The sequence below is a fragment of the Pseudomonas graminis genome, assembly GCF_001705435.1.
GTDB lineage: Bacteria > Pseudomonadota > Gammaproteobacteria > Pseudomonadales > Pseudomonadaceae > Aquipseudomonas > Aquipseudomonas graminis_B.
The window spans coordinates 187,359-212,595 of record NZ_MDEN01000060.1; the positions used below are offsets into that span (position 1 = coordinate 187,359).

The 25,237-nt window shown below is 59.2% G+C and carries 26 protein-coding genes; 12 read left to right on the plus strand and 14 right to left on the minus strand.

Annotated features, from left to right (window positions below):
• Positions 1 to 70 precede the first annotated feature (70 nt).
• Positions 71 to 1,021: a HamA C-terminal domain-containing protein gene (locus BBI10_RS10175; RefSeq protein WP_065988400.1), complete on the plus strand. Its 951-nt coding sequence runs from the start codon at positions 71 to 73 to the stop codon at positions 1,019 to 1,021.
• Entirely contained in the window at positions 1,018 to 1,614 is a 597-nt protein-coding gene (locus tag BBI10_RS26560) for a hypothetical protein (RefSeq protein WP_244160337.1), read from the plus strand. Before BBI10_RS10175 ends, BBI10_RS26560 begins: the two co-directional genes overlap by 4 nt.
• Here the strand turns inward: BBI10_RS26560 and BBI10_RS28570 are convergent.
• The 4 genes from BBI10_RS28570 to BBI10_RS10200 form a co-directional block, all read right to left on the minus strand.
• Entirely contained in the window at positions 1,580 to 1,873 is a 294-nt protein-coding gene (locus BBI10_RS28570; protein ID WP_065988401.1) for a recombinase family protein, read from the minus strand. The two genes, BBI10_RS26560 and BBI10_RS28570, sit on opposite strands and share 35 nt — an antisense overlap.
• Complete coding sequence (locus tag BBI10_RS10190; protein ID WP_065988402.1) at positions 1,870 to 2,115, minus strand: AlpA family transcriptional regulator; 246 nt, start codon at positions 2,113 to 2,115, stop codon at positions 1,870 to 1,872. Before BBI10_RS10190 ends, BBI10_RS28570 begins: the two co-directional genes overlap by 4 nt.
• 92 nt (positions 2,116 to 2,207) lie before the next feature.
• Positions 2,208 to 2,855 carry a hypothetical protein gene (locus BBI10_RS10195; protein WP_141695150.1) on the minus strand — a complete coding sequence of 216 codons (648 nt, stop codon included), beginning with the start codon at positions 2,853 to 2,855 and terminating at the stop codon, positions 2,208 to 2,210.
• 40 nt (positions 2,856 to 2,895) lie between these two features.
• The gene (locus BBI10_RS10200; protein WP_065988404.1) at positions 2,896 to 4,131 is read right to left on the minus strand and encodes a tyrosine-type recombinase/integrase; all 1,236 of its coding nucleotides are present in this window, start codon (positions 4,129 to 4,131) and stop codon (positions 2,896 to 2,898) included.
• Between the two features lie 319 nt (positions 4,132 to 4,450).
• Here BBI10_RS10200 and BBI10_RS10205 point away from each other — a divergent pair, with 319 nt between their 5' ends.
• The 3 genes from BBI10_RS10205 to BBI10_RS10215 are packed head-to-tail and all read left to right on the plus strand — an operon-like array spanning position 4,451 to position 6,248.
• Positions 4,451 to 4,960 carry a TIR domain-containing protein gene (locus BBI10_RS10205; RefSeq protein WP_065988405.1) on the plus strand — a complete coding sequence of 170 codons (510 nt, stop codon included), beginning with the start codon at positions 4,451 to 4,453 and terminating at the stop codon, positions 4,958 to 4,960.
• Positions 4,960 to 5,811: a macro domain-containing protein gene (locus tag BBI10_RS10210; protein ID WP_065988406.1), complete on the plus strand. Its 852-nt coding sequence runs from the start codon at positions 4,960 to 4,962 to the stop codon at positions 5,809 to 5,811. The genes BBI10_RS10205 and BBI10_RS10210 overlap by 1 nt, the downstream gene beginning before the upstream one ends.
• A complete protein-coding gene (locus BBI10_RS10215; protein ID WP_065988407.1) occupies positions 5,808 to 6,248 on the plus strand; it encodes an HIT family protein in 441 nt (146 codons plus the stop codon). Before BBI10_RS10210 ends, BBI10_RS10215 begins: the two co-directional genes overlap by 4 nt.
• Positions 6,249 to 6,795: 547 nt before the next feature.
• On the opposite strand, the gene BBI10_RS10220 is transcribed toward BBI10_RS10215, so the two are convergent.
• The 9 genes from BBI10_RS10220 to BBI10_RS10260 form a co-directional block, all read right to left on the minus strand.
• Positions 6,796 to 7,155 carry a hypothetical protein gene (locus BBI10_RS10220; RefSeq protein ID WP_065988408.1) on the minus strand — a complete coding sequence of 120 codons (360 nt, stop codon included), beginning with the start codon at positions 7,153 to 7,155 and terminating at the stop codon, positions 6,796 to 6,798.
• Between the two features lie 40 nt (positions 7,156 to 7,195).
• Positions 7,196 to 7,561, minus strand: a complete 366-nt coding sequence (locus tag BBI10_RS10225; RefSeq protein ID WP_065988409.1) for a hypothetical protein — start codon at positions 7,559 to 7,561, stop codon at positions 7,196 to 7,198.
• A 36-nt stretch (positions 7,562 to 7,597) separates the two neighbouring features.
• Positions 7,598 to 8,710 carry an endonuclease NucS domain-containing protein gene (locus tag BBI10_RS10230; RefSeq protein WP_065988410.1) on the minus strand — a complete coding sequence of 371 codons (1,113 nt, stop codon included), beginning with the start codon at positions 8,708 to 8,710 and terminating at the stop codon, positions 7,598 to 7,600.
• 260 nt (positions 8,711 to 8,970) lie between these two features.
• Positions 8,971 to 10,026, minus strand: coding sequence for an ADP-ribosylglycohydrolase family protein (locus BBI10_RS10235; RefSeq protein ID WP_065988411.1), 1,056 nt, complete (start codon positions 10,024 to 10,026; stop codon positions 8,971 to 8,973).
• A 107-nt stretch (positions 10,027 to 10,133) separates the two neighbouring features.
• Entirely contained in the window at positions 10,134 to 10,829 is a 696-nt protein-coding gene (locus BBI10_RS10240; protein ID WP_065988412.1) for a DUF6933 domain-containing protein, read from the minus strand.
• 46 nt (positions 10,830 to 10,875) lie between these two features.
• Positions 10,876 to 11,757, minus strand: a complete 882-nt coding sequence (locus BBI10_RS10245) for a LysR family transcriptional regulator (protein ID WP_065988413.1) — start codon at positions 11,755 to 11,757, stop codon at positions 10,876 to 10,878.
• Positions 11,758 to 11,815: 58 nt separating this feature from the next.
• Positions 11,816 to 12,568 carry a maleate cis-trans isomerase family protein gene (locus BBI10_RS10250; RefSeq protein ID WP_065988414.1) on the minus strand — a complete coding sequence of 251 codons (753 nt, stop codon included), beginning with the start codon at positions 12,566 to 12,568 and terminating at the stop codon, positions 11,816 to 11,818.
• A 127-nt stretch (positions 12,569 to 12,695) separates the two neighbouring features.
• Complete coding sequence (locus BBI10_RS10255; RefSeq protein WP_065988415.1) at positions 12,696 to 14,081, minus strand: MFS transporter; 1,386 nt, start codon at positions 14,079 to 14,081, stop codon at positions 12,696 to 12,698.
• A gap of 134 nt (positions 14,082 to 14,215) precedes the next feature.
• Entirely contained in the window at positions 14,216 to 15,157 is a 942-nt protein-coding gene (locus tag BBI10_RS10260; RefSeq protein WP_065988416.1) for a LysR family transcriptional regulator, read from the minus strand.
• 121 nt (positions 15,158 to 15,278) lie between these two features.
• Between BBI10_RS10260 and BBI10_RS10265 the strand changes: the two genes are divergently transcribed.
• Both BBI10_RS10265 and BBI10_RS10270 read left to right on the plus strand, forming a co-directional pair.
• Complete coding sequence (locus tag BBI10_RS10265) at positions 15,279 to 16,454, plus strand: fumarylacetoacetate hydrolase family protein (protein ID WP_065988417.1); 1,176 nt, start codon at positions 15,279 to 15,281, stop codon at positions 16,452 to 16,454.
• A 47-nt stretch (positions 16,455 to 16,501) separates the two neighbouring features.
• Entirely contained in the window at positions 16,502 to 18,286 is a 1,785-nt protein-coding gene (locus tag BBI10_RS10270; protein ID WP_065988418.1) for an IlvD/Edd family dehydratase, read from the plus strand.
• A 203-nt stretch (positions 18,287 to 18,489) separates the two neighbouring features.
• On the opposite strand, the gene BBI10_RS10275 is transcribed toward BBI10_RS10270, so the two are convergent.
• Complete coding sequence (locus BBI10_RS10275) at positions 18,490 to 19,395, minus strand: LysR family transcriptional regulator (protein ID WP_065988419.1); 906 nt, start codon at positions 19,393 to 19,395, stop codon at positions 18,490 to 18,492.
• Between the two features lie 116 nt (positions 19,396 to 19,511).
• On the opposite strand from BBI10_RS10275, the gene BBI10_RS10280 reads away from it, so the two are divergent.
• From BBI10_RS10280 to dxs, 5 genes are all read left to right on the plus strand, one after another.
• On the plus strand, positions 19,512 to 20,519 hold the full coding sequence (locus tag BBI10_RS10280) for a zinc-binding alcohol dehydrogenase family protein (protein WP_065988420.1): 1,008 nt from the start codon (positions 19,512 to 19,514) through the stop codon (positions 20,517 to 20,519).
• Positions 20,520 to 20,588: 69 nt separating this feature from the next.
• Positions 20,589 to 21,758 (plus strand): L-dopachrome tautomerase-related protein, encoded by a 1,170-nt coding sequence (locus tag BBI10_RS10285; RefSeq protein WP_432213746.1) that lies wholly within the window; start codon positions 20,589 to 20,591, stop codon positions 21,756 to 21,758.
• Between the two features lie 284 nt (positions 21,759 to 22,042).
• Positions 22,043 to 22,285 carry an exodeoxyribonuclease VII small subunit gene (locus BBI10_RS10290; protein WP_062384761.1) on the plus strand — a complete coding sequence of 81 codons (243 nt, stop codon included), beginning with the start codon at positions 22,043 to 22,045 and terminating at the stop codon, positions 22,283 to 22,285.
• Positions 22,282 to 23,169: a (2E,6E)-farnesyl diphosphate synthase gene (gene ispA, locus BBI10_RS10295; protein ID WP_065988422.1), complete on the plus strand. Its 888-nt coding sequence runs from the start codon at positions 22,282 to 22,284 to the stop codon at positions 23,167 to 23,169. The genes BBI10_RS10290 and ispA overlap by 4 nt, the downstream gene beginning before the upstream one ends.
• A 158-nt stretch (positions 23,170 to 23,327) precedes the next feature.
• Entirely contained in the window at positions 23,328 to 25,217 is a 1,890-nt protein-coding gene (dxs, locus tag BBI10_RS10300; RefSeq protein ID WP_065988423.1) for a 1-deoxy-D-xylulose-5-phosphate synthase, read from the plus strand.
• Positions 25,218 to 25,237 lie beyond the last annotated feature (20 nt).

A 25,237-nucleotide genomic window follows, 5' to 3' on the forward strand; every position in this document is an offset into this window, starting at 1 on the left:
GAAGCGCGGGCGGTTACATTTGCTGCTAATACCCGTCTGAAGGCAGCCGGGTAGCTGCCATGGAGGCCACTTGTCAACCATCACTCCGATCGATCTCGAATCTGCTCTTACAGGAGATCCAGAAGCGCTTGAGGTTCACCTTGAGCTCGTAGAACGTGACGTGCTCATTGACGGACATTTAGTCAAGATTCACTGCCACTGCCTTTCGGTGGATGGTAACGGCCGTGTTCAACCACGTCGGTTAGCAGAGTTCATGCGGAACGCCGTTGCTGATTATGCGATCCCGCGCTCGAAGCTCGCTGAGGCGAAAGCGCGAGACCTTAGGTTCAACAGCACCGAGGCAGTCACCGAGCTCGTTGAGCGGGCCAAGCGCTCGTTTACTGATTTGACGAACACCGGCGAAGGTGGAGAGATGCTGCTGTTTCTGCTGGCGGAGCGTTTCCTCAAGCTGCCACAGATTCTCTGCAAGATGGATCTCAAGACGGATAATCGTATGCACTATCACGGCGCGGATGGAGTGTATGCGGGTGTGACACCAGAAGGTATCTTGAAACTCTACTGGGGCGAATCGAAAGTTTATGGGGATGCGAGTTCTGCGATTCGCGACTGTTTCAATTCCCTCGCCCCCTTCCTGATCGAGGCCGAACACGAAGAGGCGGAACGGGAAAGTGATCTGATACTCCTGAGTGACAAGGCTGACCTAAGTAATCCAGCACTCACCGATGCGCTCAAAAAGTATTTTGATAAGTCGTCGGTTATGTCTAAACGGGTCCAGTATTGCGGTGTCGCCCTTGTGGGCTTCGACGTACCGTTCTATCCCAAAGGAGATGCGAAAGGGGTTGCGGAAGAGATCGTTAAGGCATCCCGCGCGGAACTGACTAATTGGAGTAAAAGCATCGGGAATCGGCTTAAGCTTGAGAAGCTTGAGCAGATGGAAATTGAGGTGCTCTGCGTACCTCTGCCGTCGGCCGAAGGTTTCCGCGCCGCATTCCTCAAGGCGATGGGGATTAAGGACGAATGAGCCTCGCCAACCTCCAATCGTGGCTTCTCCAAGAAGGTATTCGGGAAGATCTCGATGCGGTCACTCGATTCACCGTGCGCAACGAACTCGATAATTTGGCGTTCGACCTTTCCACATCGACAGCTTCGGTTATTGATTGGCCCAGGTTGTTACTCGCTGGTAGCATTTTGGCGCGATCCGATCAAAGGGGCGATCAAGAAGCAGCGCTCCGAATTGCAACTGCTGCAATTTCATTGACGGACGATCAGGGACTCAAAGACGCAGGTGCGGTACTTTTGGGCAAGCTCTCAAACTTCCGGGCTATGGCATTAGCCACTGATCGGGGCTTGGTGGAATCCGGCCTTGAAGGACGGTTGGGTGTTGCTTTGCGCCTCGAAGCTCAGCGTCGTGAAATGGACCGTTCCATCCTTGTGCAATCTAGCGGCGCCTGGCTACAAGTAAATGACTTTCAGCAACGCTTTTGGATCAATGCGGCCGGTGACCGCTGGCTTTCAGCATCAGCACCTACTGCCTCTGGCAAGACGTTTCTTGTACTTCAGTGGCTGATCGACCAAGTGATTACGGGCGAGACTCGGGTACCGTCACCCCCGTAGACTCAAGCGCTTGCAAAGCCGTAAGCAACTCTGCGGCGCTTGATCCTAGGTGACTGACTAACGAAACAATCAATACGTCTCCCTCTCTCGCAAACCTGAGTAGCTCAACAAAGCCAGGTCGCTCAAGTGCCGCAACAGATGCCATCGATGTCATGTCTGCAAACCATTGGACAGCATGATGAGAGTCCCCGATAACCTCAAATTGAGGCATGGCTTCTTCGCCGTCCGTACCAACAAAGAAATAGGCAAGCGTCTTCATAGCACCCCTCCTATTGCCTGAACACTGCACGAGGAAGCGCCAGCAATGCGATCCTCGACCCACCTCTCGACTGCGAGGGAGTCCCAGCCCACAGCCCTTGGGCCCAGCTGAATTGATCTTGGGAAACGGGCTTGATTCATGAGGTTGTATATGTGAGCCCGCTTGAATCCAGTGCGGAACTCCACGTCTGGGAGTCGCAAAATACGGCGGCTCGGTGATGACTCGTTTGTAGAGATACTCATTGCTTGCTCCTTGGCGCTAATTGGCCGTGTTTGGAAGCTGCAATGTAGTGAGAGGACCGGGCTCCAAGATCCAATTGAGGTAAGGCAAAACCTCATTTGGTAGGATCAGGCACGATGGAAATAGCTGCCATGTCGAAAAACTTCTTAATAGTCCCCTTTGAAGGTAGCGCAACCCTTGCTAGTGGCGCTGCTGTACTCAGCACTTCGTAAGCAGCATAAGGCTTTCCGACATTCAAACCTGCAAGGTGTGCCAGTACCGCGATTATGGCGCTAACGCTCGCCTTTTCTTTGGTGTTCAGATCGTAAGTCTCAGGGATCACACCATTTATGATTTCCGCCAGCGCAGCGATATCGGATGGTCTGAATGCCAGATCACCACTTTTCACATCTACGAGCGCGTGCCATACCCGAGTCACCTCCTCAAAGCTGTCATCGTCTCGAAAAACAGGGCCGGCTAGCGTGAGAGAAACCGGGACACCGGCCTGAGCTAATCGGACAGGTTGGATGTCGAGGATTTTTTGGACGCCGGCCTCCCAAACGGATTCAGGTTCATCGCCAGGCTCCCCGGAAACCTGTGTTAACCCTTGCGCTCCTATGAGCCTACTGTATGCAGTGCAGTGTCCTTGCTCACACTGACTTAGTAGGTCCTCTTCTGTCATGGGGAGCTTTGTCATTGCCCTGAGGTTTTCCAGAGCTTGGGTTACGGTGAGAAATGATAGATGTGCGTGATCTGGGCGCATGGCGTCTCTCGTCAATTAAGTTGGGGATTGGAGGATCGCTTCAATTAGCAAAGGCTTGATGTTCGGCAGTCGGCATCGTTGAGGCGTAATTAGCCCAGTCCTGCATGAGACCACGCCGCTTTTCAAGAAAGTCAGTCCGAGAGTATGCCCCCTCGGTTTGATTGCGCTCGTCATGCGCCAGCGCCATCTCACAGACCTCCCGAGAATGACCCGTGTTTTCCGCAGCCCAATCCCGGAATGTTGATCGAAACCCATGACGGGTAATGTCAGCGTGCTTCATTCGATGCAAAAGTGTACGCACAGCATTGGCATGCATGACACCGCTCTTGCCTCTCCCAGGAAAAAGGAATGAGCTGCCCTCAATTCGCGGGATTTTGGCGAGCATCTTCATGACCTGCTCGGAGAGTGGGATTGCAAATGCCTTCCGCGCCTTCATGCGTTCAGCCGACAGCAACCAGATCTTAGAATCAAAATCGAACTCCTCCCAACATGCAAACCGGATCATGTGAGCCCGCGCACCAGTCAATATCATTAGCTGAGCAGCAAACGATGGGAGGGTGTCATCCTTCCGGAGATTCGCCATCAACGCGGGCAGCTCCGACCACTTCATAGCGGCAAAATGCTGGCGCTGCCGGGCCGTTTTCTTCGCATCTCTGGAGAGGAGATGCTCCAAGTTCCCCCGCCAACGCGCTGGATTCTCCCCCGCTCGCAAGCCGCGCGCTTTTGCAGCATCGAGCACCTGCTCGATTTGCCCCCGAACCTCGTCCCCCGTGCGAGTTTTTTCACCCCATATAGGATTCAAAATCTTTTGCAGATGGCCCACCTCGACCGCCTCAGCAGGAAGGTCACCGATCAATGGAAACGCATATTTCTCCATTTTTCGTACCCACCCCTTTCGCCACTTCTCTGAGTGATTTCCGCTATGCGCTTGGTGGTAATCAAGAGCAAGGCTTTTGAACGAATGACGCTTGGCCTCAGCAGCCCGCGCTACAGCTCTGATAGTTTCGCGTGCGACCTCTCGCTCCGATAGCGGGTCTGCGCCTGTATTCAATACTCGGCGTGCCTCAAGAGCATTTGCACGAGCATCAGGCAGGCCGATGTCTGGATAAGACCCCAGCCCCATATCACGGGACTTGCCGTTCCACTTGTAGCGAAAGATCCAGCTTCCCTTGCCATCAACGTTGTACTTGAAATACAGGTTTCCTCCGTCACCGGCGTAGCCTCGTTTACCGGATTTCAACAACCCGGCGATTCCCTTGACTGTCAGCTTAACCATATATCCACCAGAGGCTCAGCCCATACTCGGGCCCATACCAAGAACGGTAGATGATGTTGGCGGGCACTGGCAAGCAATAGACGTAAATAAGCACCAAAGCCTCTATTTACAGGCATGTTATGCGGCGCCTCCAGATGATTGCAGACTTTGATGGACGCTAGAAAAGCCGCCCACAAGCCGGCTTTTTAACTTCCCATGAATACGTCGAACCGCTAATCCACGCGGCGCCTCCGCGCGCGCGTCAATCGGCAATCAATGGAATGAGCGCTTTGATCAACGAAGCAGACAACCGCCTCCGCTTTACTACAGGAAGTTCATCATGAGTTATCGCAACAAGACTTACATCGCCTTCGCCAGTGAAGACATCAAGCATTACTGGCTGATGAAAGCCTGGAAACAGAACGAGAGAATCGACTTCGACTTTTTCAATGCCCATGACTTGTTCGAAGCACGGGACAGCAGTTCGCCCGAGACCATCAAACGCCGACTGCGCGAGCGCCTCAACAACACCAAACAAGTCATCTTTCTGGGCAGCGAAGATGGCCGTCGCAAAGGCGGCGACGGGGATTCTTTTCTTGCTTATGAAATCGAGGTGGTTCTCGAACTCGATCTTCCTATTGTCATCGCCAATCTCTGCCAGAGCAGAAACATCGTCATGGATAACATTCCCCAGCCGCTGATCGATCAAAAACACTTCAACGTTTCGGTGTCTTTCCAGCCCAAAATCATTCAGTACGCGCTGGACAACTACGTCGAAGGCTACGCGAAGAGCGAGATGCAGGGTCCCCATCGGTATGTCGGGAGAATCTACAACGAGCTGGGCATGTGATGGCCATTCTTCAGGATATGCGGACGTGGCGCTTCTGGCGCCACTTTCTGGTGGCGTTGTTCGCCTGCGTCGGCGGACTGTCGACGATCATGCAGACCTTCAACGTCATTTACCCCGGTAGCCACGCAATGGAAGGCTTCGGCATCCTGATAGCGATCATCGTGGCGTCTGTTTCCGTTGCGCTTTTCAAAGCATGGCCGCGCCCGATTGCCGAGGAATACAACGCGCCGAAAACGCGGATCACCATCGTGCCCGGCGACCTTCTTAAGGAAGACGGCCATCTGGTGATCGGCACCAATGACACCTTCGACACGGAAACGCCGAACATCATTGCCACCTCCAGTCTGCAGGGCCAGGCATTGCAGGTGCTCTACGGCGGCGACCTGAAAGAACTTGATCGTCATCTGGACGACGCCCTGGTCAACACGCCCTGCGTCGGCACACTCAACAAGCCAGGGAAGCACGTGCAATACGGCGTCGGCACCATCGCCACGCTCAAGCACGCGCACCGGCTGATCTTCTTCCTGGCCTACTGCGAAATGGACGCCCAGAACGTCGCGCGCTCCACGCCAGACAAAGTGTGGAAAGGCTTGCTCGCGCTGTGGGCCGAAGTGTCCCGACGCGGCAACGGCGGGACGATCTCTATCCCGGTGATCGGCGGCGGACAGGCGCGACTGTCCAGCGTGCTGCCCGCCCAGGACGCCATCCGCTTCACCCTGCTGTCATTCATGTTCGCCTCCCGCAACTCGAAGGTCTGCGACGAACTGCGCATCGTCGTGCGCCCCGACGACTATCGAAAACTTGATCGTCTGGAGCTGCAGTCCTTCCTCTCGTCATTGAGGTCATCATGAGCGCGAACACCAGCCTGGACATGCCGGACAACTCCGACTGTGCGTTCTGCGCGTACCTGAAAGGCAAACGGCCCTACACCATCCTCTCCTGCACAACGCACACCGCGACTTTCGTGACCCGCGAACAACGGGGTCATCCGCACGTGCTGGTGCTGCCCCAACGCCACGTGCCTTCGTTGCTGGAAATGACCGACGAGGAAGTGGCGGCGGTGGCGGTTGAAGTGCGCAATGCGGCGAGGCTGATTGAAAAGGCGTATGGGAAAGCCGGGATTGCGGTCTGGCAGAACAACGGCGTGCCGGCGGGACAGGCGATCGGGCATGTGCACTTTCATGTGGCGGGGACGCTGGAGGGCGGGGGGACGGAGTTTGGGGAGGTGCAGGAGATCTCGGTGATGGAGACGGATGAGATTGCGCGGCGGTTGCTGGAGGCGAGATAGGCCATCGCCGCAGCGTCGGCCACTTTCATTGCCGCGCACTTTTGAACACGCCCCAGAACAGCGATTTTGCGTTCCACGCGTCGTGGATCAAACCAAGGAAAATGAAGGGCTATGGATCTTTCAGTGTTGCGTGGGCCCGGTTCGGATCTGTTGGCCTGTTTGGGCAGCAGCCTGCTGCCCAATTGTCTTGGGCTTACTTAGAAACCCCGCGCAGGGGCGTCAACGGCTCCATGCTAGGGGAGTGCGAACTCGAAAACCATGAAGCAGTCTCACAGCCACCTTCTCACCTCTCATTCGGTGGAGTACACGTGCTGTTTGCGCGAGAAAAATCGGTTATCTCGCGCCACCTGAAAAGCATCTTTGACAGCAGCGAGTTGCAACGTCAGGCAGTTGTTGCAAAAAAGGCAACAACTGTCGCTGACTGCTGGTGATTCTGAAGATTTTGAAGTCGGCTGGGTTGGATACAGGCGACTACCGTAGCACTTCTTGACCCGCGAAGCGTTGCGACAGACGATCCAGTAGAGGCTTGAGGATGCATATCTCCCAATCAGAATCCGAAAAGTTTTTTTCTTCGGGTTTTGATTTCGCCGTCGAGCAATGCGCATACGGTGGTCAGGAATACATACAAATCGCCTTCGAAGTAGTCTTCGGCGAAGGAAGTATCTTGACCAAATGGAGGGTCGACGTACTCCAACCCTTCGGGCGTCATATGCCTTCGGATATAGACTTTTATTTGCCTTTTGAACAAGATCGCATGCAGCAAATCCAGAAAGCCGTCGCCGATGTATTCGCTGACTATCTGGGGCAGCGTGAGGGGTTCGAATTCTGTCTTTTCCTCCTCGGTTAGAAACTCGCCTACGGCATCGCCGACAGAAAACATGAATCCAGATAGGTATGTGTATCGCATATTCAGCCTTGGATAAATAAATAGCCTGTCAACGGCACGATTAGAGCCGAAGGAGCCTTCCTCGCCTCACCTTGATTTCGGCATCCAGCAAGACCAAGACGCTAGACAGGAAATCGTAAAGATCACCTTCAAAATAGTCTTCTGCGAAGGACGTTTCCTGGCCGAACGGAGGGTACACATACGCCAACCCGTCATCGGTCATGTATCGTCTAATGTAGGACCTAATCTGCCGCTTCAGAATTACGGCGTGGACAAGCTCCACGATCCCGCCTTTACCAAAAGATTTTCTTACGATCTCTGGAAGATTAAGCGGTTGGAACGCTGCCTTTTCTTCAGCTAATAAAAATTCGCCAACGCCTTCGCCGACCTCGTACATAAAGCTGTGCAGATGCATGTAGCTACTCATGAGCCGCCTCATAAGACCGATTCAGCAGCAACCCAGTTAACGGGACTCACCACTGCCCAGGCCGCCCTCATCACACCTTTGAAAAAAGGTTTTCAATCGCTCTACCGTCCATCGCCACTTCGGGGTACTAGGACGGCATATGGTGTTCTGGTTACCAAAAAATCCAACCTCGCGCACGGCTTGCGAAAGCGGGACCGTCTGCAACCATTCAACGCCAACGAAGTATTCGCACCGTTCCAGGTCATCGAAAAATTCAACGTGATAACTGCCGCGTGTCGCCGCTTCCAGTACCGGGACATCAACGCCGTCCCTCATGACTGTAAACGCGCTGGCCGGAGCCGCGGCGGCGATGACCCGGCATACACCGACGTAACCTTGCTGCGGAACGTTTATCCAAATGCGGTCGCCTGGTGCAAGTACGCGCAAGGTTTTGCTGTACCAACTTCCGCCGCCACCAGAGATGAATCCGAATTCGATAGCGTCATCCCACGAGCGCGCCGTTGATACCCCGTAGGAGCAATAAAACTCACCATTCCACGGTTCGTTTTGAGACTCGCCCGTTGATGCTGCATTGACCTGAGTCTGCGCAGGATCGAGCAGCCACGACCGACTGAGCAGTTGACGCTCGCCAGCCTGAAAGATCTGGAAGCACAGGACGTTGATCGGGATGTCTCGCTCGCTTAGATAGGAAACGATGCGCTCGCTGCTTGCATCCAGTTCTGTGGCGACAATGATCAACTGATGGCTGTTGTTCAGATCGCCTTCACCCAGCATGCGCCCAAATCGCTGACGGAAGTCATCGCCCAAGCTGCGTCCCGGCCGGAAACGTTTGTAGATCAATTCGATTTCGTCGCTGCGTAACTTTTCAATCCAGACGGCGTAATCAAGCGCCTGTGCAACGACCTCACGAGGAGTACGATCCCGTTTGAGCTCAATCAGCACTAGCGCACCGTCCGGAGCAACTGCAAGCAGGTCGATTCTTCCGCCCATGCCGGTACTTTCTTGCCGTCCGATGAGCATCCACTCGTCCGAGAGGATGTCCGGCGCACTCACGATCATCTCTTCGAGAAACTGCTCGCTTGGCAACCTACTCGGTATGAGTTTGGCGGGCGCAGCATCTACGGTCCAAATATCCGTTTTGATGGGCAAAGTCAGATCCTTCTGTATTGAAAAAAAACGCTTGAGCTACTTCGTTGAGGAACTACCGAGGGTACCGGCGATTGGCCTTATTTCGCCAATACATGTTTGAAAAAACAGTCCCCTGCCGAGCGTATGATACCGAGGCACAGCATTCGGAATCCGCTAGCCAGGCAAAAGAATGTGAGGCTTGTAGAGCGCTCACATTTGGTCAGCAGGCCGCTGACCAAATTGATTGCCTTGCCGTAGCTGACCCGTTCAATTGGCACCACTCAACCCCCCGGATACCGCTCCCAAATCTCGTCATCAAACTCCCCGCCATAAACCGTAAACACCCTCGGCACCCGCTCTATATCCTCCGCCACCGCCTCAATCACCCCACGCAACTCAAGCGGCGCAAGCCAGCGATCCGGGATCGCTTCAACGCCGTGCTGAATACCCAGCAAATGCCCGGCAATCAGCCCGGTGCTGTCACTGTCCCCGCTGTGGTTCACGGCATTGATCACGCCGTCTTCAAACGATGTCGCAGTCAGTGCGCACCAGATGCCAATGGCCAAGGCTTCCTCCGCGATCCATCCGCCGCCCAGTTCGTCGATCCGCTCGGGGGCTGGGCGGTGGCCTTCGTAGCTAAAGAAGAGCACGCGCTCGACGATCGCTCGGGTTTCCTCCATTCCAGGTTTGTCCCCGTGCTCGGCCAGGCTTTTGGCAATGGCGTCATCCAGACTGTCCTGGCGGTCGACGATGCGCTGGAGAATGTCGGCGAAAAGACCGCCCGCCATGTAGCCCGTCGGGTGACCGTGGGTCAGACGGCCGGAGTCAGCGGCGACGTCGAAGGCGTTGCGGAAGAATGCGCACGGCGCAACGCGCATGACGGCGCCGCAGCCTTTGCTGTCGTTTTGGGCGAAGGAGCCAAATTCCGTACTGGCCTTCAATGCGCTGAGACAGGTGAGGCCCGGCGCGCGGCGGGACCACAACTCGCGCTCCTTCACCAGCCAGCCATCCAGGCTGACGCTTGTGATGGCAGGCGAGTAGTCCTGAGTCATCAACCAGCGCAGCAAAGCGTGGTGAATGACGCCGGGTATGTGGCAAATACCGCGGGAGATACCGCGCACATGGGCGCGCAGCAGGCCTTCAGCGGTGAAGAGCATCATTTGCGTGTCGTCGGTGATGGCGCCCACGCGGCCGTAAGCCGGGGCGAAATCGACGATGCCACGCGCACCGAATGTCGCGTGGATGTCGTTCCATTTGAGAAATTCAACCGGCGCACCCAGCGCATCGCCCACCGCGCCGCCGAGCAGGCAGCCTTTGATCCGTTCAAGTCTGTTCATCTGTGCTTCCTTACACTGGCTGCATCATGGTTTTGAGCGATTCGAGCGTTCTTTCAAATGGCTCAACATAGGCTCTTCTTGCACGCGAAGGCCTGATCTTCTATGTGTTAATCCTCAAATTCAGGCCCAGGATCGTGCTCACGTCGACGTGACCTCCAGCTCTTATACCCCTCCGAAATCTCCACCTCGGTCATCACCATTCCGAACCTCGGAAAAGCCTGCTTCAGCTCCAGCTCAGCCGGAATGAAGTAATCCCCGCCCCTGATTGTTCGAAACATCCCGTTGGGCACCTCACCGAAAGCGATGAGATCCGGCGACTCAACTGGCAGCCCTTCTCCTTCGTAGGCATCGTATGCAGCCATGTAGAGCACATCATTGATATGCGCCTGAACGCTTCGGTCGCTACGCTTGAAAAAATGTACGGGTTGGAGGCTTTCTTCCCACACGTCGACGTGTCGCTGGAGCTCAGCCTGAGGCGGAATTTGCCCGCGAACATTACCCGCCAACACAAGCATTTCAAGAAGGTATCGAGCGTTGAACTGCTGCAGAAAACCCTGCACGTCGTTGGGTTTCAGACCCACAAACATCATCGCGTAGCGCGTGTCGACTTTCATGGCGAGCAGGACATGGGTCCTGCCGAATTTGGTGACGTGCAGTTGCCAGCGATCCACTCGCTCGTGGGCTGCGCTGTCCGCTTCCAGCGATTGGGCAGCGGCGGCGGGCTGCACAGCGCTGATGATTTTGCCCTTCACTTTCTTGGAGAAGAAATCAGCGGCGTGCTGGGTGCAATCAAAAATCAGCATGTCATAGGGTCCGTTCGGCGATGGTCGAGGATACCGGCGATCAACCTCACCCCGCCAACACATGCCGCAAAAACAACGCCCCCGCCACCGACAACCCTTCCCGCGACCTCACGCAAACGTTGAGTTCGCGACTGGCCCATTCCTCTTCCAGCTGAACCACTTTCGCACCGTCCATGCGGTAAATCCCTACGCTGCCCTCGGGCATGACGCCGATGCCGACGCCTGCCTGAACCATCAGGCTCAAAGCGTCATAGCTGGCGACCTCCATGCGGATTCTCAGGGAGCGGCCGAGGTCATTGGCGGCTTTGATCAGCTGGAAATTCAGGTGGGTGCCGCTGCGCAGGGCGACGTATTCGTGGTCGAGGGTGTCGCTGAAACGAACAGATTCGCGGCCTGCCAGCGGGTGGTCGTTGGGCACGATCAATACGAGGCGATCAGTGCGGAACGGGAAGACCTCGATGTCGGCGCCATGGGGCAAGCGCGTGAATATGCCGATCTCGGCGCGGTTTTCGGCGACGGCTTTGGTGATCGCCAGGCTTTGTTGTTCTTCGAGGACGATGTTGATGAGCGGGTACAGCGCCATGAACGACTTGATCAAGCCGGGCATGAATTGGGTGATCGCGGAGATGTTCGCCAGCACGTGCACCGAGCCGCGCGTGCCGTTGGAGTAGTCGCGCATCTGCAGGACGATGTCGTTAAGGTTGTTCAGTGCGCTGCGGGCCATGAACAACAGCGACAGGCCGGCGTCGGTCGGCGTGATGCCTTTATTGGTGCGGGTGAGCAGTCGCGAGTCGAGCAGCTCTTCCAGTTCGCTGAGCCGCTTGCTGACGGCCGCCGCCGCGATGTGTTCGCGCTTGGCAGCGGCAGCGATGGTGCCTTCTTCGACGACGCTGACGAAGAGGCGCAGCGAGACAGGGTCGAGTTTCATGTGGGGTACCGGGCGTGCTGGCCTGAGTGGCCGCCATAGTACCCCGTCAGGCATCGCCTCAGAACGCGCCGGATAACAGATGGCCGGCGTTGGGAACCTGCGCTGTAAGGCCGAGGGTTTTAAGCATCTGGTAGACGGTCGCCACGGACGCGGACAGCACCGGCTTATCCAGCCGATCCTGTACGATCTGGATGGCGGGCAGCGACGGCATCTGCACGCAGCACGACAGCACGACGCCATCGGCTTGCCCGATGTTGAGCCGGTCGGCGTGGGAAACCAGATCCATCGGGTCGAGGCGACCGACTTGCAGGTTGTCGGAGACTTCCAGGCTGATGGCGTCCACCACCTCGATTCCGGCCGCTTCGATGTAGTCGATGACCTGTTGGGTGAGTGGCTTCATGTAGGGCGTGATGATCGACACTTTCTTGTAGTTGAGCATCTGCAGGCTGTCGATCAGCGCGCCGGCCGAGCTGAGCACCGGTGCGTCGGAGGCGTTGGTGGCGACGGTTTTGCTCAAGCGCTCCTGGGAGACTTTATGGTAGCCGGCGCCTTGGCACATGATTGCCACCAGGCAGGCATACGCCATGACATCGACCCGCGCATCGCTCAACTCAAGGGCGCAGCGGTCGCTGTCGATGTCCATCTTCTTCAGTTCTTCGGGGCTGACTTTCATCATGCGCATGCGGGAAGAATGGAAGGTGAAGCGCTCGTCAGGAAACAGGGCGTACCGCGACGTGAGCATTGCCGGGATCTCGGTTTCCATGGTGGTGTTGGAGCTGGGGACGATCTGGCCAATCCGGAAATTTCTCACAAGGTCTTCTCCATTTCGCCGGCGGCGAGGTCATGTGCGACCGATGCTAGGAGTGACCGTGAGCGGCGTATATCAGGCAATGACGAGCCTGCCATCGCGGCTGGCGATGGCAGGCCCTGATTCTCGTCTACGCGTGAGAAAGCACCTCGCCCCGCGCAGGCGCTTCGGCTTTGTGATTGCCCAGCATCGCCCGTGGGATCGACAGAATCAGTCCGGCGCTGATGAACAAGCAGGCGCCCAGCACGTAGGTGCCGTTGTTGATGTTGCCGGTGAGGTTCTCGGCGACGGCGGTGATCATCGAACCGGTGAAGCCTGACAGGTTGCCGATGGCGTTGATCATGCCGATCCCCGCAGCGGCCGCGACGCCGGACAGCACGGTGCCCGGGAGGGTCCAGTAGATCGGCATCAGGCTCAGCACGCCGGACGCGGACACGCTGAGGAAGATGATCGACAGCACCACGTTGCTGGCGAAGTAGGCGCTGAGGATCAAGCCGATGCCGCCGATGATCGCCGGAATCGCTGCGTGCCACCGGCGCTCGCCGGTCTTGTTGGAGTGCCGCGCGTTGAGGGTCATGGCGATCACGGCGATGCCATAGGGAATGGCCGTCAGCAGGCCAATGTCCATCGGGTTGGAGACGCCGGCGCTTTTGATGATTGATGGCATCCAGAACGCCAGCCCGTAGAACCCGGTGTTGAACGTCAGCAGGATCAGCACCAGCAGCCACACGCGTCCGTTGAAAAACACCTCGCGCAAATTCGTCGCCTTGCCTTTGCTGTCATTCTCCAGATTGGCCTTGAGCATGGCCTTTTCCTGAGGCGACAGCCATTTGGCCGCGTCGATGTTATTGGCCATGAACGCCAGCACCACGAATGCCATCACCACCGAAGGCAGGCCTTCGATGATCAGCAGCCACTGCCAGCCGGCCATGCCGTTGACGCCCTGCATTCGGGTCATCAACCAGCCGGAAATCACACCGCCCAGCGTCAGACTGATGGGCATCGCCATGAGGAAACCTGCCATCACCCGGCTTTGCCGACGGGTAGGAAACCAGTAGTTGAGGTAAAGGATGACGCCGGGAAAGAAGCCTGCCTCACAGATGCCGAGCAAAAAGCGCAGCACGTAGAACATGGTTTCCGACTCGATGTGGAAAAACTTCGCCAGCGGCACGGTAAACGCGACGGCCATGGACACGATGGCCCACGTGAGCATGATCCGGGCGATCCAGAACCTTGCGCCGAAGCGATGCAGCAACAGGTTGCTCGGGACTTCGAAGAGGAAATAGCCCCAGAAGAACATGCTCGCGCCGAGGGCATAGATGGTGTTGCTGAATTGCAGGTCGTTGAGCATGTCCAGCTTGGCGAAGCCGATGTTCACGCGATCGAGATACGCCGCCATGTAACACAGGAGCAGGACGGGAAGGATGCGAAGGATGACTTTGCGGTAGGTGCGGTCTTCAAAGCTGGCGTGCCCGGGACCCGAGGACTCGGGCAGGCGCTGGGAAACGGTTTCCATGGTGGGACCTCCAGGCACTCGAGGGCGCCTGTATTGTTGTTATGTGAGGGTCGAAACACGGGCCGATGTTACTGACAACGGCATTGATTAGGATAATGACTTGTTTCCATTGATTGATAACGCCGCGTTATCGCCTATTGATGGGCCAGCCGCGCATTTGCCAGCAGGATCTCGGCAAACTCCGATGCAGCTCCGAGTAACGGCTCACCACGGCGGGTGAGAATTCCATAATCCTGGGGCGCCAGTTTCAGCGGCGTATTCAGCACTTTCAGCAAGCCGGAATCCAGATGCGGCTGCGCCATCGAGGCGGGCAACATGGCGATCATCGGCCCTGCCTGCAGCACCTGGAGAAAGGTCTGCATGGAGATGGTGTCGATGGTGTTCTTTGGGGTGGGGATGCCGGCTTTGGCGAAGGCCTGCTCCATCCGTGCGCGAATGGGCGTGCCCAGCGGATACAGAATCCATGGCCAGTTTCCGAGCGCTTGCAGCGGCGTCTGCGGCAATTCGATCAGCGGGTGACGACTGTTGACGACCATGCAGAATGGCTCCGGCGCCAGCGCCTGAAAGTCATACACCTGCTGTTGGTTTTCGTTGGTGTAGCGCGCCACCGCGAGATCAAGCTTCTTGTCGTCGAGCATTTCCATTAAATGGTCGCTGGTCTGCTCAACCACCTCGATCGACAGCAGCGGCCAGCGCGCTTTCAACTGCACGATGGCTTCCGGCAGCACCACCGCGGTCGCCGCGAAGATCGCCCCCACCTTCAGGAAACCATGCCCGCCCTCGCGCAGACTGCTGATCTGATCAACGAACTTGCTCGCGTCGTTCAGGGCGATCTGCGCATAGCGCACCACGTGTTCACCGAGGGCGGTCGGCGGCATGTTCCGCGGCAGACGCTCGAACACATCAAAACCCAGCAGCCGCTCGATCTCGCGCAGCATTTTGCTCACCGCCGGTTGGCTGAGGTTCATGTGTTGCGCCGCCGCGTGCATGTTGCGAGTGCGCGCGAGGGTTTCGATGAGCACCAGATGCTTGAACTTGAGCCAGTTACAGACCGTGGAAAATGAAATGTCCGACATGAGCGCGGCCTCAATAAGCGATAACCCAATGTTATCGATTCTTGAGCAGATGTCATTGGAGTTTATCGACGGCGCTGATTAGGGTCGTTGATAAATCATAAAAAGCGTTGAGGACTTCACCATGCCGATTCAGCTCACTCCCGAAAACACCCTCCCCGCCGACGGCCTGAATGGCACGCTGATCGGCCGCGCCTGGGTGCCCGGTAAAGTTGGCGGCCCGTCGCCCGTGGTGGTGCGCAGCGACGGGGTGTTCGATCTTTCGTCGAGCTTCGCCACGTTGAGCGACTTGCTGGAGGTCGACTCGCCATTGGCCGCCGTTCGCGAAGCCCAGGGTACGCGCGTCGCCAGTCTCGAAGAATTGCTGGCGAATTCGACCGCAACGCCCGATCCGAACAAACCACACTTGCTGGCACCGGCGGACCTGCAAGTGATCAAGGCCGCCGGCGTCACCTTCGCGGCGAGCATGATCGAACGGGTGATCGAGGAACAAGCGGCGGGCGACCCGGCCAAGGCGGAGAGCGTGCGCGCCATCGTGCAGAACGCGATTGGCGACAACCTGCGCAACATCAAACCGGGCTCCGAACAAGCCCGCACACTCAAGGCGCTGCTGATCGAGCAAGGCATGTGGTCGCAGTACCTTGAAGTCGGCATCGGCCCGGACGCCGAGATTTTCACCAAAGCGCCGGTGCTGGCGGCAGTGGGCAGCGGCAGCCAGGTGGGCATTCATCCGAAATCCGAGTGGAATAACCCCGAGCCGGAAGTGGTGCTGGCGGTGAACAGCCGCGGGCACATCCACGGCGCGACCTTGGGTAACGACGTCAATCTGCGTGACTTCGAAGGCCGCAGCGCGCTGCTGCTGAGCAAGGCAAAGGACAATAACGCCTCGTGCTCCATCGGCCCGTTCATTCGGCTGTTCGACGAAACCTTCTCCCTGGACGACGTGCGCAACTGCGTGGTCGATCTGCAGGTAAAAGGCGATGACGGCTACGTGATGAAAGGCTCAAGCTCGATGTCGCAGATCAGCCGCGATCCGGCCGACATTGCTGGACAGGCGCTCAACGCCAACCATCAATACCCGGACGGCTTCCTGCTGTTTCTCGGTACCCTCTTCGCCCCGACCGCCGACCGTGACCATGCCGGCGGTGGTTTCACCCACAAGTTGGGCGATCAGGTCAGTATCAGCAGCAGCCTGCTCGGCGGGCTGCACAATGAGGTGACCCACAGCAGTGACGCGGCGCCGTGGAGGTTCGGCGTCGGCGCGTTGATACGCAATCTTGCCGTGCGCGGTTTGTTGTAACGCTGAACACCTACGCAGCACACCTAATTCCAAGAGAGACCCGAACCATGTCCGACACGCCGAAACGCCCCCTTCGCAGCCAGCAATGGTTCGATGATCCGGAACACGCTGACATGACGGCGCTGTACGTCGAGCGCTACATGAACTACGGCCTGACCCGCGAGGAGCTGCAATCGGGCCGACCGATCATCGGCATCGCCCAGACGGGTTCTGATCTGGCGCCCTGCAACCGTCATCACCTTGAGCTCGCCCAGCGGGTCAAAGCCGGCATCCGCGATGCGGGCGGCATTCCGATGGAGTTTCCGGTGCACCCGATGGCCGAGCAGACGCGCCGGCCGACCGCGGCCCTGGACCGAAACCTGGCGTACCTCGGGCTGGTGGAAATTCTTCACGGCTACCCGCTGGATGGTGTGGTTCTGACCACCGGTTGCGACAAAACCACGCCGGCCTGCCTGATGGCAGCGGCGACCACCGACCTGCCGGCCATCGTGTTGTCCGGCGGGCCGATGCTCGACGGTCGTCACAAGGGCGAATTGATCGGTTCCGGCACGGTGCTGTGGCACGCGCGGAATTTAATGGCGGCCGGCGAGATTAATTACGAAGGCTTCATGGAAATGACCACCGCCGCGTCGCCGTCGGTCGGCCACTGCAACACCATGGGCACGGCGCTTTCGATGAACGCGCTGGCCGAAGCACTGGGCATGTCGCTGCCCGGCTGCGCGAGCATTCCGGCGGCGTACCGCGAGCGCGGGCAGATGGCGTACATGACCGGCAAGCGCATCTGCGATCTGGTCCGCGAAGACGTGCGCCCATCGCAGATCATGACCCGCGAAGCTTTTGAAAACGCGATCGCGGTCGCTTCGGCGTTGGGTGCTTCGAGCAACTGCCCGCCGCACCTGATCGCCATCGCCCGGCATATGGGCGTCGAGTTGAGCCTCGACGACTGGCAGCGCATCGGCGAAGACGTGCCGTTGCTGGTCAATTGCATGCCGGCCGGGAAGTATCTGGGCGAAGGCTTCCACCGCGCAGGCGGCGTGCCGGCGGTGATGCACGAGCTACAGAAGGCCGGCAAGCTGCATGAAGACTGCGGCACGGTCTCCGGCAAAACCATCGGTGACATCGTGCGCAACGCCGTCGCCCACGACACCGACGTGATTCGTCCGTACGAAGCCCCGCTCAAACACCGCGCGGGCTTTATCGTGTTGAGCGGCAATTTTTTCGACAGCGCGATCATGAAGATGTCGGTGGTGGGCGAGGCCTTCCGTAAAACGTATCTGTCCGAGCCGGGCGCCGAGAACAGCTTCGAGGCGCGGGCCATTGTGTTCGAGGGCCCGGAGGACTACCACGCGCGGATCAACGATCCTTCGCTGGAAATCGACGAGCGCTGCATTCTGGTGATCCGTGGCGCTGGCACGGTCGGTTATCCCGGCAGCGCCGAGGTGGTGAACATGGCGCCGCCGTCTGCGCTGATCAAACAAGGCATCGATTCGCTGCCGTGCCTGGGCGATGGCCGGCAGAGCGGCACCTCGGCCAGCCCTTCGATCCTGAATATGTCGCCAGAAGCAGCGGTGGGCGGTGGCCTGGCGCTGCTGAAAACCAACGACCGGCTGCGCGTGGATTTGAATAACCGCAGCGTCAACGTGCTGGTCAGCGACGAGGAAATGGCCGCACGCCGCGCGCTGTTCGAGCCGAAGATGCCGGCCTCGCAAACCCCGTGGCAGGAGCTGTATCGGCAGTTGGTGGGGCAATTATCCACCGGCGGATGCCTGGAGCCGGCGACGTTGCATTTGCGGGTGATTGCACGCAGCGGCGAGCCGCGGCATTCGCATTGAGCAGCCGCGCGCGTCTTGTAGGAGCGTGGCTTGTCCCGCGATCGGCGACGAAGTCGTCGCAAAACCTGTCATCTCGGTGTGGAAGGTTTCCCGAGGTAGTCAATTTACGGCTGCTTTGCAGCCGATCGCGGGACAAGCCACGCTCCTACAGGGACATCATTGTGCCGAGAGTTGCGCCATGGACGCAGAGGGTTGGACAGCACTCACAACAACGCCGGCAACCCCTTTTCCATGCCGGCAAGGCGGTTTTTCAACAGCGAGTGCAGCTGTTGCACCGCCGGGGAAAACTGTTTGCGGTGCGGGCAGACCAGGTTGAGCGGGGTTGGCTCGCCCGGGTAATCCGGCAGCAACAGTTCCAGCCGCCCGGCGCGCACGTCCTCGCAGACATCCAGCCACGACTTGTACGCCACACCCTGCCCCGCCACCACCCAGCGTCTCACCAGATCAGCGTCATCGGTGAGCAACGGGCCTGACACCGAGAACACCCGGCCACCGAGCCGCCATTTGTCGTACACCCGCCCCGCCAGGGTGAACAGCAAGCACTCATGGCGCAGCAAGTCGTCGGAGACCACGGGTCGGCCCTTGCGCGCCAGATACTCGGGCGATGCCACCAGCACTCGGCGATTCCACGGCGCCAGCGCCAACGCGATGTAGTTAGCGTCTTCGATCACGCCGTAGCGAATCGCAACGTCCACCGGATCGCGAAACAGATCGGCCACTTGATCGGAGATAAACAGGCGCAGATTCAGCGCGGGGTGCTGACTGCGAAAATCCGTCAGCCAGGGCAGCAGCATGTTTCGCCCCAGATCCGAAGGCGCCGCCACTTGCAGCGTACCTTGCAGCTCAGCGCTTTCCCGCTGCAGCTTTTCCCGGCCATCCCGTAAGGCATCGAGCACCGTCTGGGCGGTCGGCAGGTACTGCTCGCCTTCAGCGGTGAGGCGCAGGCTGCGCGTCGAACGGGCAAACAGGCGGATATCCAGCTCTCGTTCGAGGCGCTTGATGGCCGCGGCGACTTGCCCCGGCAACAGATCCACCTCCCGCGCAGCATTGGAAAAGCTACCCAGCGCGGCGGTGCGGACGAAGAGGGTCAGGTCGTCGATGCGGATCATTTTCACTCCAGCCGTGAAAGTGTTGCCGGATTCTGCGGGTTTTTCTGCCCAACGAACAAGAACAAGATGGGTCCAACGTTTCAGCCACCTTTTGTCCACTGACTAGAGAGATCGCCATGAAAGCCATCGCCTTCACCCAGCACGGTCTGCCCATTGAAGACCCCAACGCGCTGCTGGACATGGACCTGCCCAAGCCAACGCCCGGCCCTCGGGATTTGCTGGTCGAAGTCAAAGCGATTTCGGTGAACCCGGTCGACACCAAAATCCGCGCTGGCTCTGCCGTCACCGAACCCAAAGTGGTTGGCTGGGACGCCGTCGGCGTCGTTCGCGAAACGGGAAGGGACGTCACGCTGTTCAAAGCCGGGGACGAAGTGTTCTACGCCGGCTCCATCGCCCGTCCGGGCAGCTACAGCGAATTCCACCTCGTCGACGAGCGCATCGTCGGGCACAAACCCAAGAGCCTCGACAACGCCCACGCCGCCGCGCTGCCGCTGACCTCGATCACCGCCTGGGAATTGCTCTTTGACCGTCTGGGCGTTAAAGAAGGCGGCGGCGAAGGTGACAGCCTGTTGATCATCGGTGCCGGTGGTGGCGTCGGGTCAATTCTGGTGCAACTGGCCCGCCAACTGACCAAACTGACCGTGATCGGTACAGCGTCCCGTCCGGAAACCCGCGAATGGGTCGAAAGCCTGGGCGCCCACCACGTCATCGATCACAGCCAGCCGCTGGTCGAGCAACTGAATCAGATCGGCGTCGGTCAGGTGAGCCATGTCGCCAGCCTGACCCACACTGATTCGTACTTCACGCAGCTGATTGAGGCGTTGAAACCACAGGGCCAGTTGGCGCTGATCGATGACCCGAAATCCCTCGACGTCGTCCCGATGAAACGCAAGGCCCTGTCGCTGCACTGGGAACTGATGTTCACCCGCTCGCTCTACGAAACCCCGGACATGATCGCCCAGCATGAGCTGCTCAATCGCGTCGCCGACCTGATTGACCAGGGCGTGCTGAAGACCACCCTCGGTGAGCACTTCGGCGCGATCAACGCCGAAAACCTGCGCCGCGCCCACGCCGTGATCGAGAGCGGCAAGGCCAAGGGCAAGATCGTTCTCGAAGGTTTCTAACCCTGTCCATTTTTTGAAGGGCCTGCTGCGGCAGGCCGGGAGCCGTTTGTGTCCATGAAGCAGAACATGATGTTGTCAGCGCTGGCCCTGTCAGTCGCTTTGATCAGCCAGACCGGCATCGCAGCCACGACCGCCACCGCACTACCCGCCAATGCACCGGCGGAGAAAACCATCGGTCAGCTTGAGCAGGTGTTCACCTTTCACGACGCCATGCCCACCGGCGTGACCGTGACGGAAACCGGGCGCATCTTCGTCAACTACCCGCACTGGGGCGACGACGTGCCGTTTACCGTAGGCGAAATCCGTGACGGCAAGGGCGTCGCCTACCCCGATGCAGCCATCAACAAAGAAGACCCAAAAGACCCGGCCAAAGGGCTGATCAGCGTGCAGAGCGTGGTCGCCGACGGTCAGGGCCGCGTCTGGCTGCTGGACACTGCCGCCCCGAATTTCGCCGCGCCTAAAGCCGGCGGCGCCAAGCTGGTGGCGGTTGATCTGGCCAGTAACAAGGTGGTCAAAACCCTGGTCTTCCCGGCCAACGTCATCCTGCCGAGCACCTACGTCAACGACATGCGTTTTGATTTCCGCGCTGGCAAGGAAGGCACGGTTTACGTGACAGATTCGTCGGTCTCCGGGCCCGGCGCGATCATCGTCATGGACATCGCCAGCGGCAAGGCGACCCGTCGTTTGAGCGGCGCGAAATCCACGTCGGCCGACCCTGACTTCAAGCCGGTGGTCGAAGGCCAGGCCGCCCTGGTCACCAAAGGTCCGGATGGCAAGCCGAAAACCATGGCCGTTGCGTCTGATGGCATCGCGCTGTCCCCTGACGGCAAGACGCTGTATTTCAGCGCGCTTTCCAGCCGCCACCTGTATGCGGTGCCCACCACCATGCTGCGTGATGCCAACGTCAGCGAGGCTCAACTGAACGGAGCGGTCAAAGACCTCGGCGAAAAAGGCGCGTCCGACGGCCTGGAAGCAGACGCCAACGGCGCGGTCTACGCCGGCGACTACGAGCACAACGGCATCCGCAAACGCCTGGCGGACGGCAGCTGGCAGACCATCGTTCACGACCCTCGCGTGCTGTGGCCGGACACGTTGTCGGTGGGGCCGGACGGGTATCTGTATTTCACCGCCAACCAGCTGCAGCGCCAGGCCGGTTTCCACGATGGCAAGGACCTGCGCGAAAAGCCCTACAGCCTGCTTCGGGTGAAGATCGACGCCGCGCCTGCGCCGACGCGCTGATCGTGCAGGCATAGTCAGTCGCGCGAAAGCGCAGATCCTGTAGGAGTGAGCTTGCTCGCGAAGACGGTATTTCAGCCGCAGAAGATTGAGCCGATGTGCGGCCCCCTTCGCGAGCAAGCTCGACTCCCACACGTCCATCATCTGCGGCCAACATCCGCGAGGCTGATGCAATTCTTGTGGGAGTGATGCACTGCAAGCCGTCACCTGCGTATCCCTTCTCATTTGCCCCGATGCGTGCGCTCTGCTAGTGTCGCGCCGGTTTAACGTCTACCGGGATAGCCGCCATGGCCCGCAAGAAAGCTGCACTGGATTTCGAACAGTCCCTCACGGATTTGCAAACGCTCGTCGAGCGTCTGGAGAACGGTGAGCTGTCGCTGGAAGACTCACTGACCGCCTTCGAACAAGGCATCCGCCTGACACGCGAGTGCCAGAGCGCACTGGCCCAGGCCGAGCAGAAGGTGCAGGTCTTGCTGGAGCGCGACGGCGAACTGGCCGAAGAGCCGTTCGACGCGGAACAGCCGGAATGATCGCGGCGTATCAGGCACTCAGCCAGGCTCGCGTAAATGCGGCGCTGGAGACGCTGTTCGATGCGCCCGCTCCTGAATTGACCCGCCTTTACGCCGCCATGCGCTACAGCGTCACCAATGGCGGCAAGCGCGTGCGCCCGCTGCTGGTCTACGCCGCCTGCGAAGCCTTGGGCGGCAACGCCGAGCACGCCAACGGCGCAGCCTGCGCCGTCGAATTGATCCACGCGTATTCGCTGGTGCACGACGACCTGCCGGCCATGGACGACGACGATTTGCGTCGCGGCCTGCCCACGACCCACAAAGCCTTCGACGAAGCCTGCGCGATTCTCGCCGGCGATGGTCTGCAGACCCTGGCTTTCAGCGTACTGAGCGATAACGCACTGACCCCACAGAACGCCGAGACCCGGCTGAAGATGGTCGCCACCCTCGCCCGTGCATCCGGCCCTGCCGGCATGGTCGGCGGACAGGCCATTGATCTCGGCTCTGTCGGACTCAAGCTCGACCAGACGGCGCTGGAATTCATGCACCGGCACAAGACCGGCGCACTGATCGAAGCCAGCGTCAGGCTCGGCGCCTTGGCCAGCGGCAACGCAACCCAGGTCCAGCTCGATTCGCTGCAGATTTACGCCCGCGCCATCGGCCTGGCCTTTCAGGTGCAGGACGACATTCTCGACGTCGAGAGCGATACCGCCACGCTGGGCAAACGCCAGGGCGCCGATATCGCCCGGGACAAGCCGACCTACCCCGCGCTGCTGGGCCTGGAAGAAGCCAAACATTACGCACTTGAGTTGCGCGACCAGGCCCTCGTGGCCCTGCGACCGTACGACGCATCGGCCGAACCCTTGCGAGCCTTGGCGCGTTATATCGTCGAACGCCGCAACTGAGCGCAGGTCATAAAACTTACCGGGTGTCGGCAGCCTTGCTGCCGCTGCCTGATTTCGCCGGCAATCGTTGCCCCTGAACATCCCGTTGCTGCACATCGTGCGCAGCCGGCAATGCATCAGGTAAACTGCCGCCTCTTTTACTTATAACGATTCGCCTGATGCCCACGACGTTCAAAGAGATTCCCCGCGAGCGCCCGTCCACGCCCCTGCTTGACAAGGCAGTGACGCCGGACGGCCTGCGCCGCTTAGGTGAAGCAGAGCTTGAAGCCCTGGCTGACGAACTGCGCCTGGAGCTGCTCTACACCGTCGGCCAGACCGGCGGCCATTTCGGCGCCGGCCTCGGCGTCATCGAACTGACCGTGGCCTTGCACTACGTCTTCGATACCCCCGACGACCGGCTGGTCTGGGACGTCGGTCACCAAGCGTACCCGCACAAAATCCTCACGGGTCGTCGCGAACACATGTCGACCCTGCGCCAGAAAGGCGGAGTGGCGGCATTCCCGCGTCGCAGCGAGAGTGAATACGACACCTTTGGCGTCGGTCACTCCAGCACCTCCATCAGCGCCGCGCTGGGCATGGCGATCGCCTCCCGGCTGCAAGGCAGTGAGCGCAAGTCCATTGCCGTGATCGGCGACGGCGCACTGACCGCCGGCATGGCCTTCGAAGCGCTGAACCACGCCCCCGAAGTCAGCGCCGACATGCTGGTGATCCTCAACGACAACGACATGTCGATCTCGCGCAACGTTGGCGGGCTGTCGAATTATCTGGCGAAAATCCTCTCAAGCCGCACTTACACGAGCATGCGCGAAGGCAGCAAGAAAGTACTGTCGCGTCTGCCCGGCGCGTGGGAAATCGCCCGTCGTACCGAGGAATATGCCAAAGGCATGCTGGTCCCCGGCACGTTGTTCGAAGAGCTCGGCTGGAACTACATCGGTCCGATCGACGGACACGACTTGCCTATCCTGATCGCCACCCTGCGCAACATGCGTGACCTCAAGGGTCCGCAGTTCCTGCACGTGGTCACCAAGAAAGGCAAAGGCTTCGCGCCGGCCGAGGTCGATCCAATCGGCTATCACGCGATCACCAAGCTTGACCCGCTGAACGCACCTGTCGTGCCCAAAAAAGCCGGCGGCCCCAAGTATTCCGGCGTGTTCGGCCAGTGGCTGTGCGACATGGCCGAAGCGGATGAGCGTCTGGTCGGTATCACGCCTGCCATGAAAGAAGGTTCGGATCTGGTCGCGTTCAGCGAACGTTTCCCGGAGCGCTATTTCGACGTCGCCATCGCCGAGCAGCACGCGGTGACGCTGGCAGCGGGCATGGCCTGCGAAGGCGCCAAGCCGGTAGTGGCGATTTACTCTACGTTCCTGCAGCGCGGTTACGACCAGCTGATTCATGACGTCGCCGTGCAGAATCTGGACGTGCTGTTCGCCATCGATCGCGCTGGGCTGGTGGGCGAAGACGGCCCGACCCACGCCGGCAGTTTCGATCTGTCGTACCTGCGTTGCATCCCCGGCATGCTGGTCATGACGCCGAGCGATGAAAACGAGCTGCGCAAGATGCTCACCACCGGCCACCTGTTCAAAGGCCCCGCAGCCGTGCGTTACCCGCGCGGCAACGGTCCCAATGCCGTGATCGAGAGCCGTCTCGAACCGCTGGAAATCGGCAAGGGTGTGGTTCGCCGTCAAGGCAGCAAAGTCGCCATGCTGGTGTTCGGCGTGCAGTTGACCGAAGCGCTAATCGTGGCGGAGAAGCTTGATGCGACCGTGGTCGACATGCGCTTCGTCAAACCGCTGGACGAGTCACTGGTGCGCGAAATGGCCGGCAGCCACGACCTGCTCGTGACGATCGAAGAAAACGCCATCATGGGTGGCGCGGGCGCGGCGGTCAGCGAGTTCCTGGCGCGGGAGAACATTCTCAAGTCGGTCCTGCACCTGGGCCTGCCGGATGTGTACGTCGAGCACGCCAAACCAGCGCAGATGCTGGCTGAGTGCGGGCTGGATGTCGCTGGCATCGAAGCGTCGATCAACCAGCGCCTGTTGAAGATGTAGCCTCTCGCAAGCGTGACCGA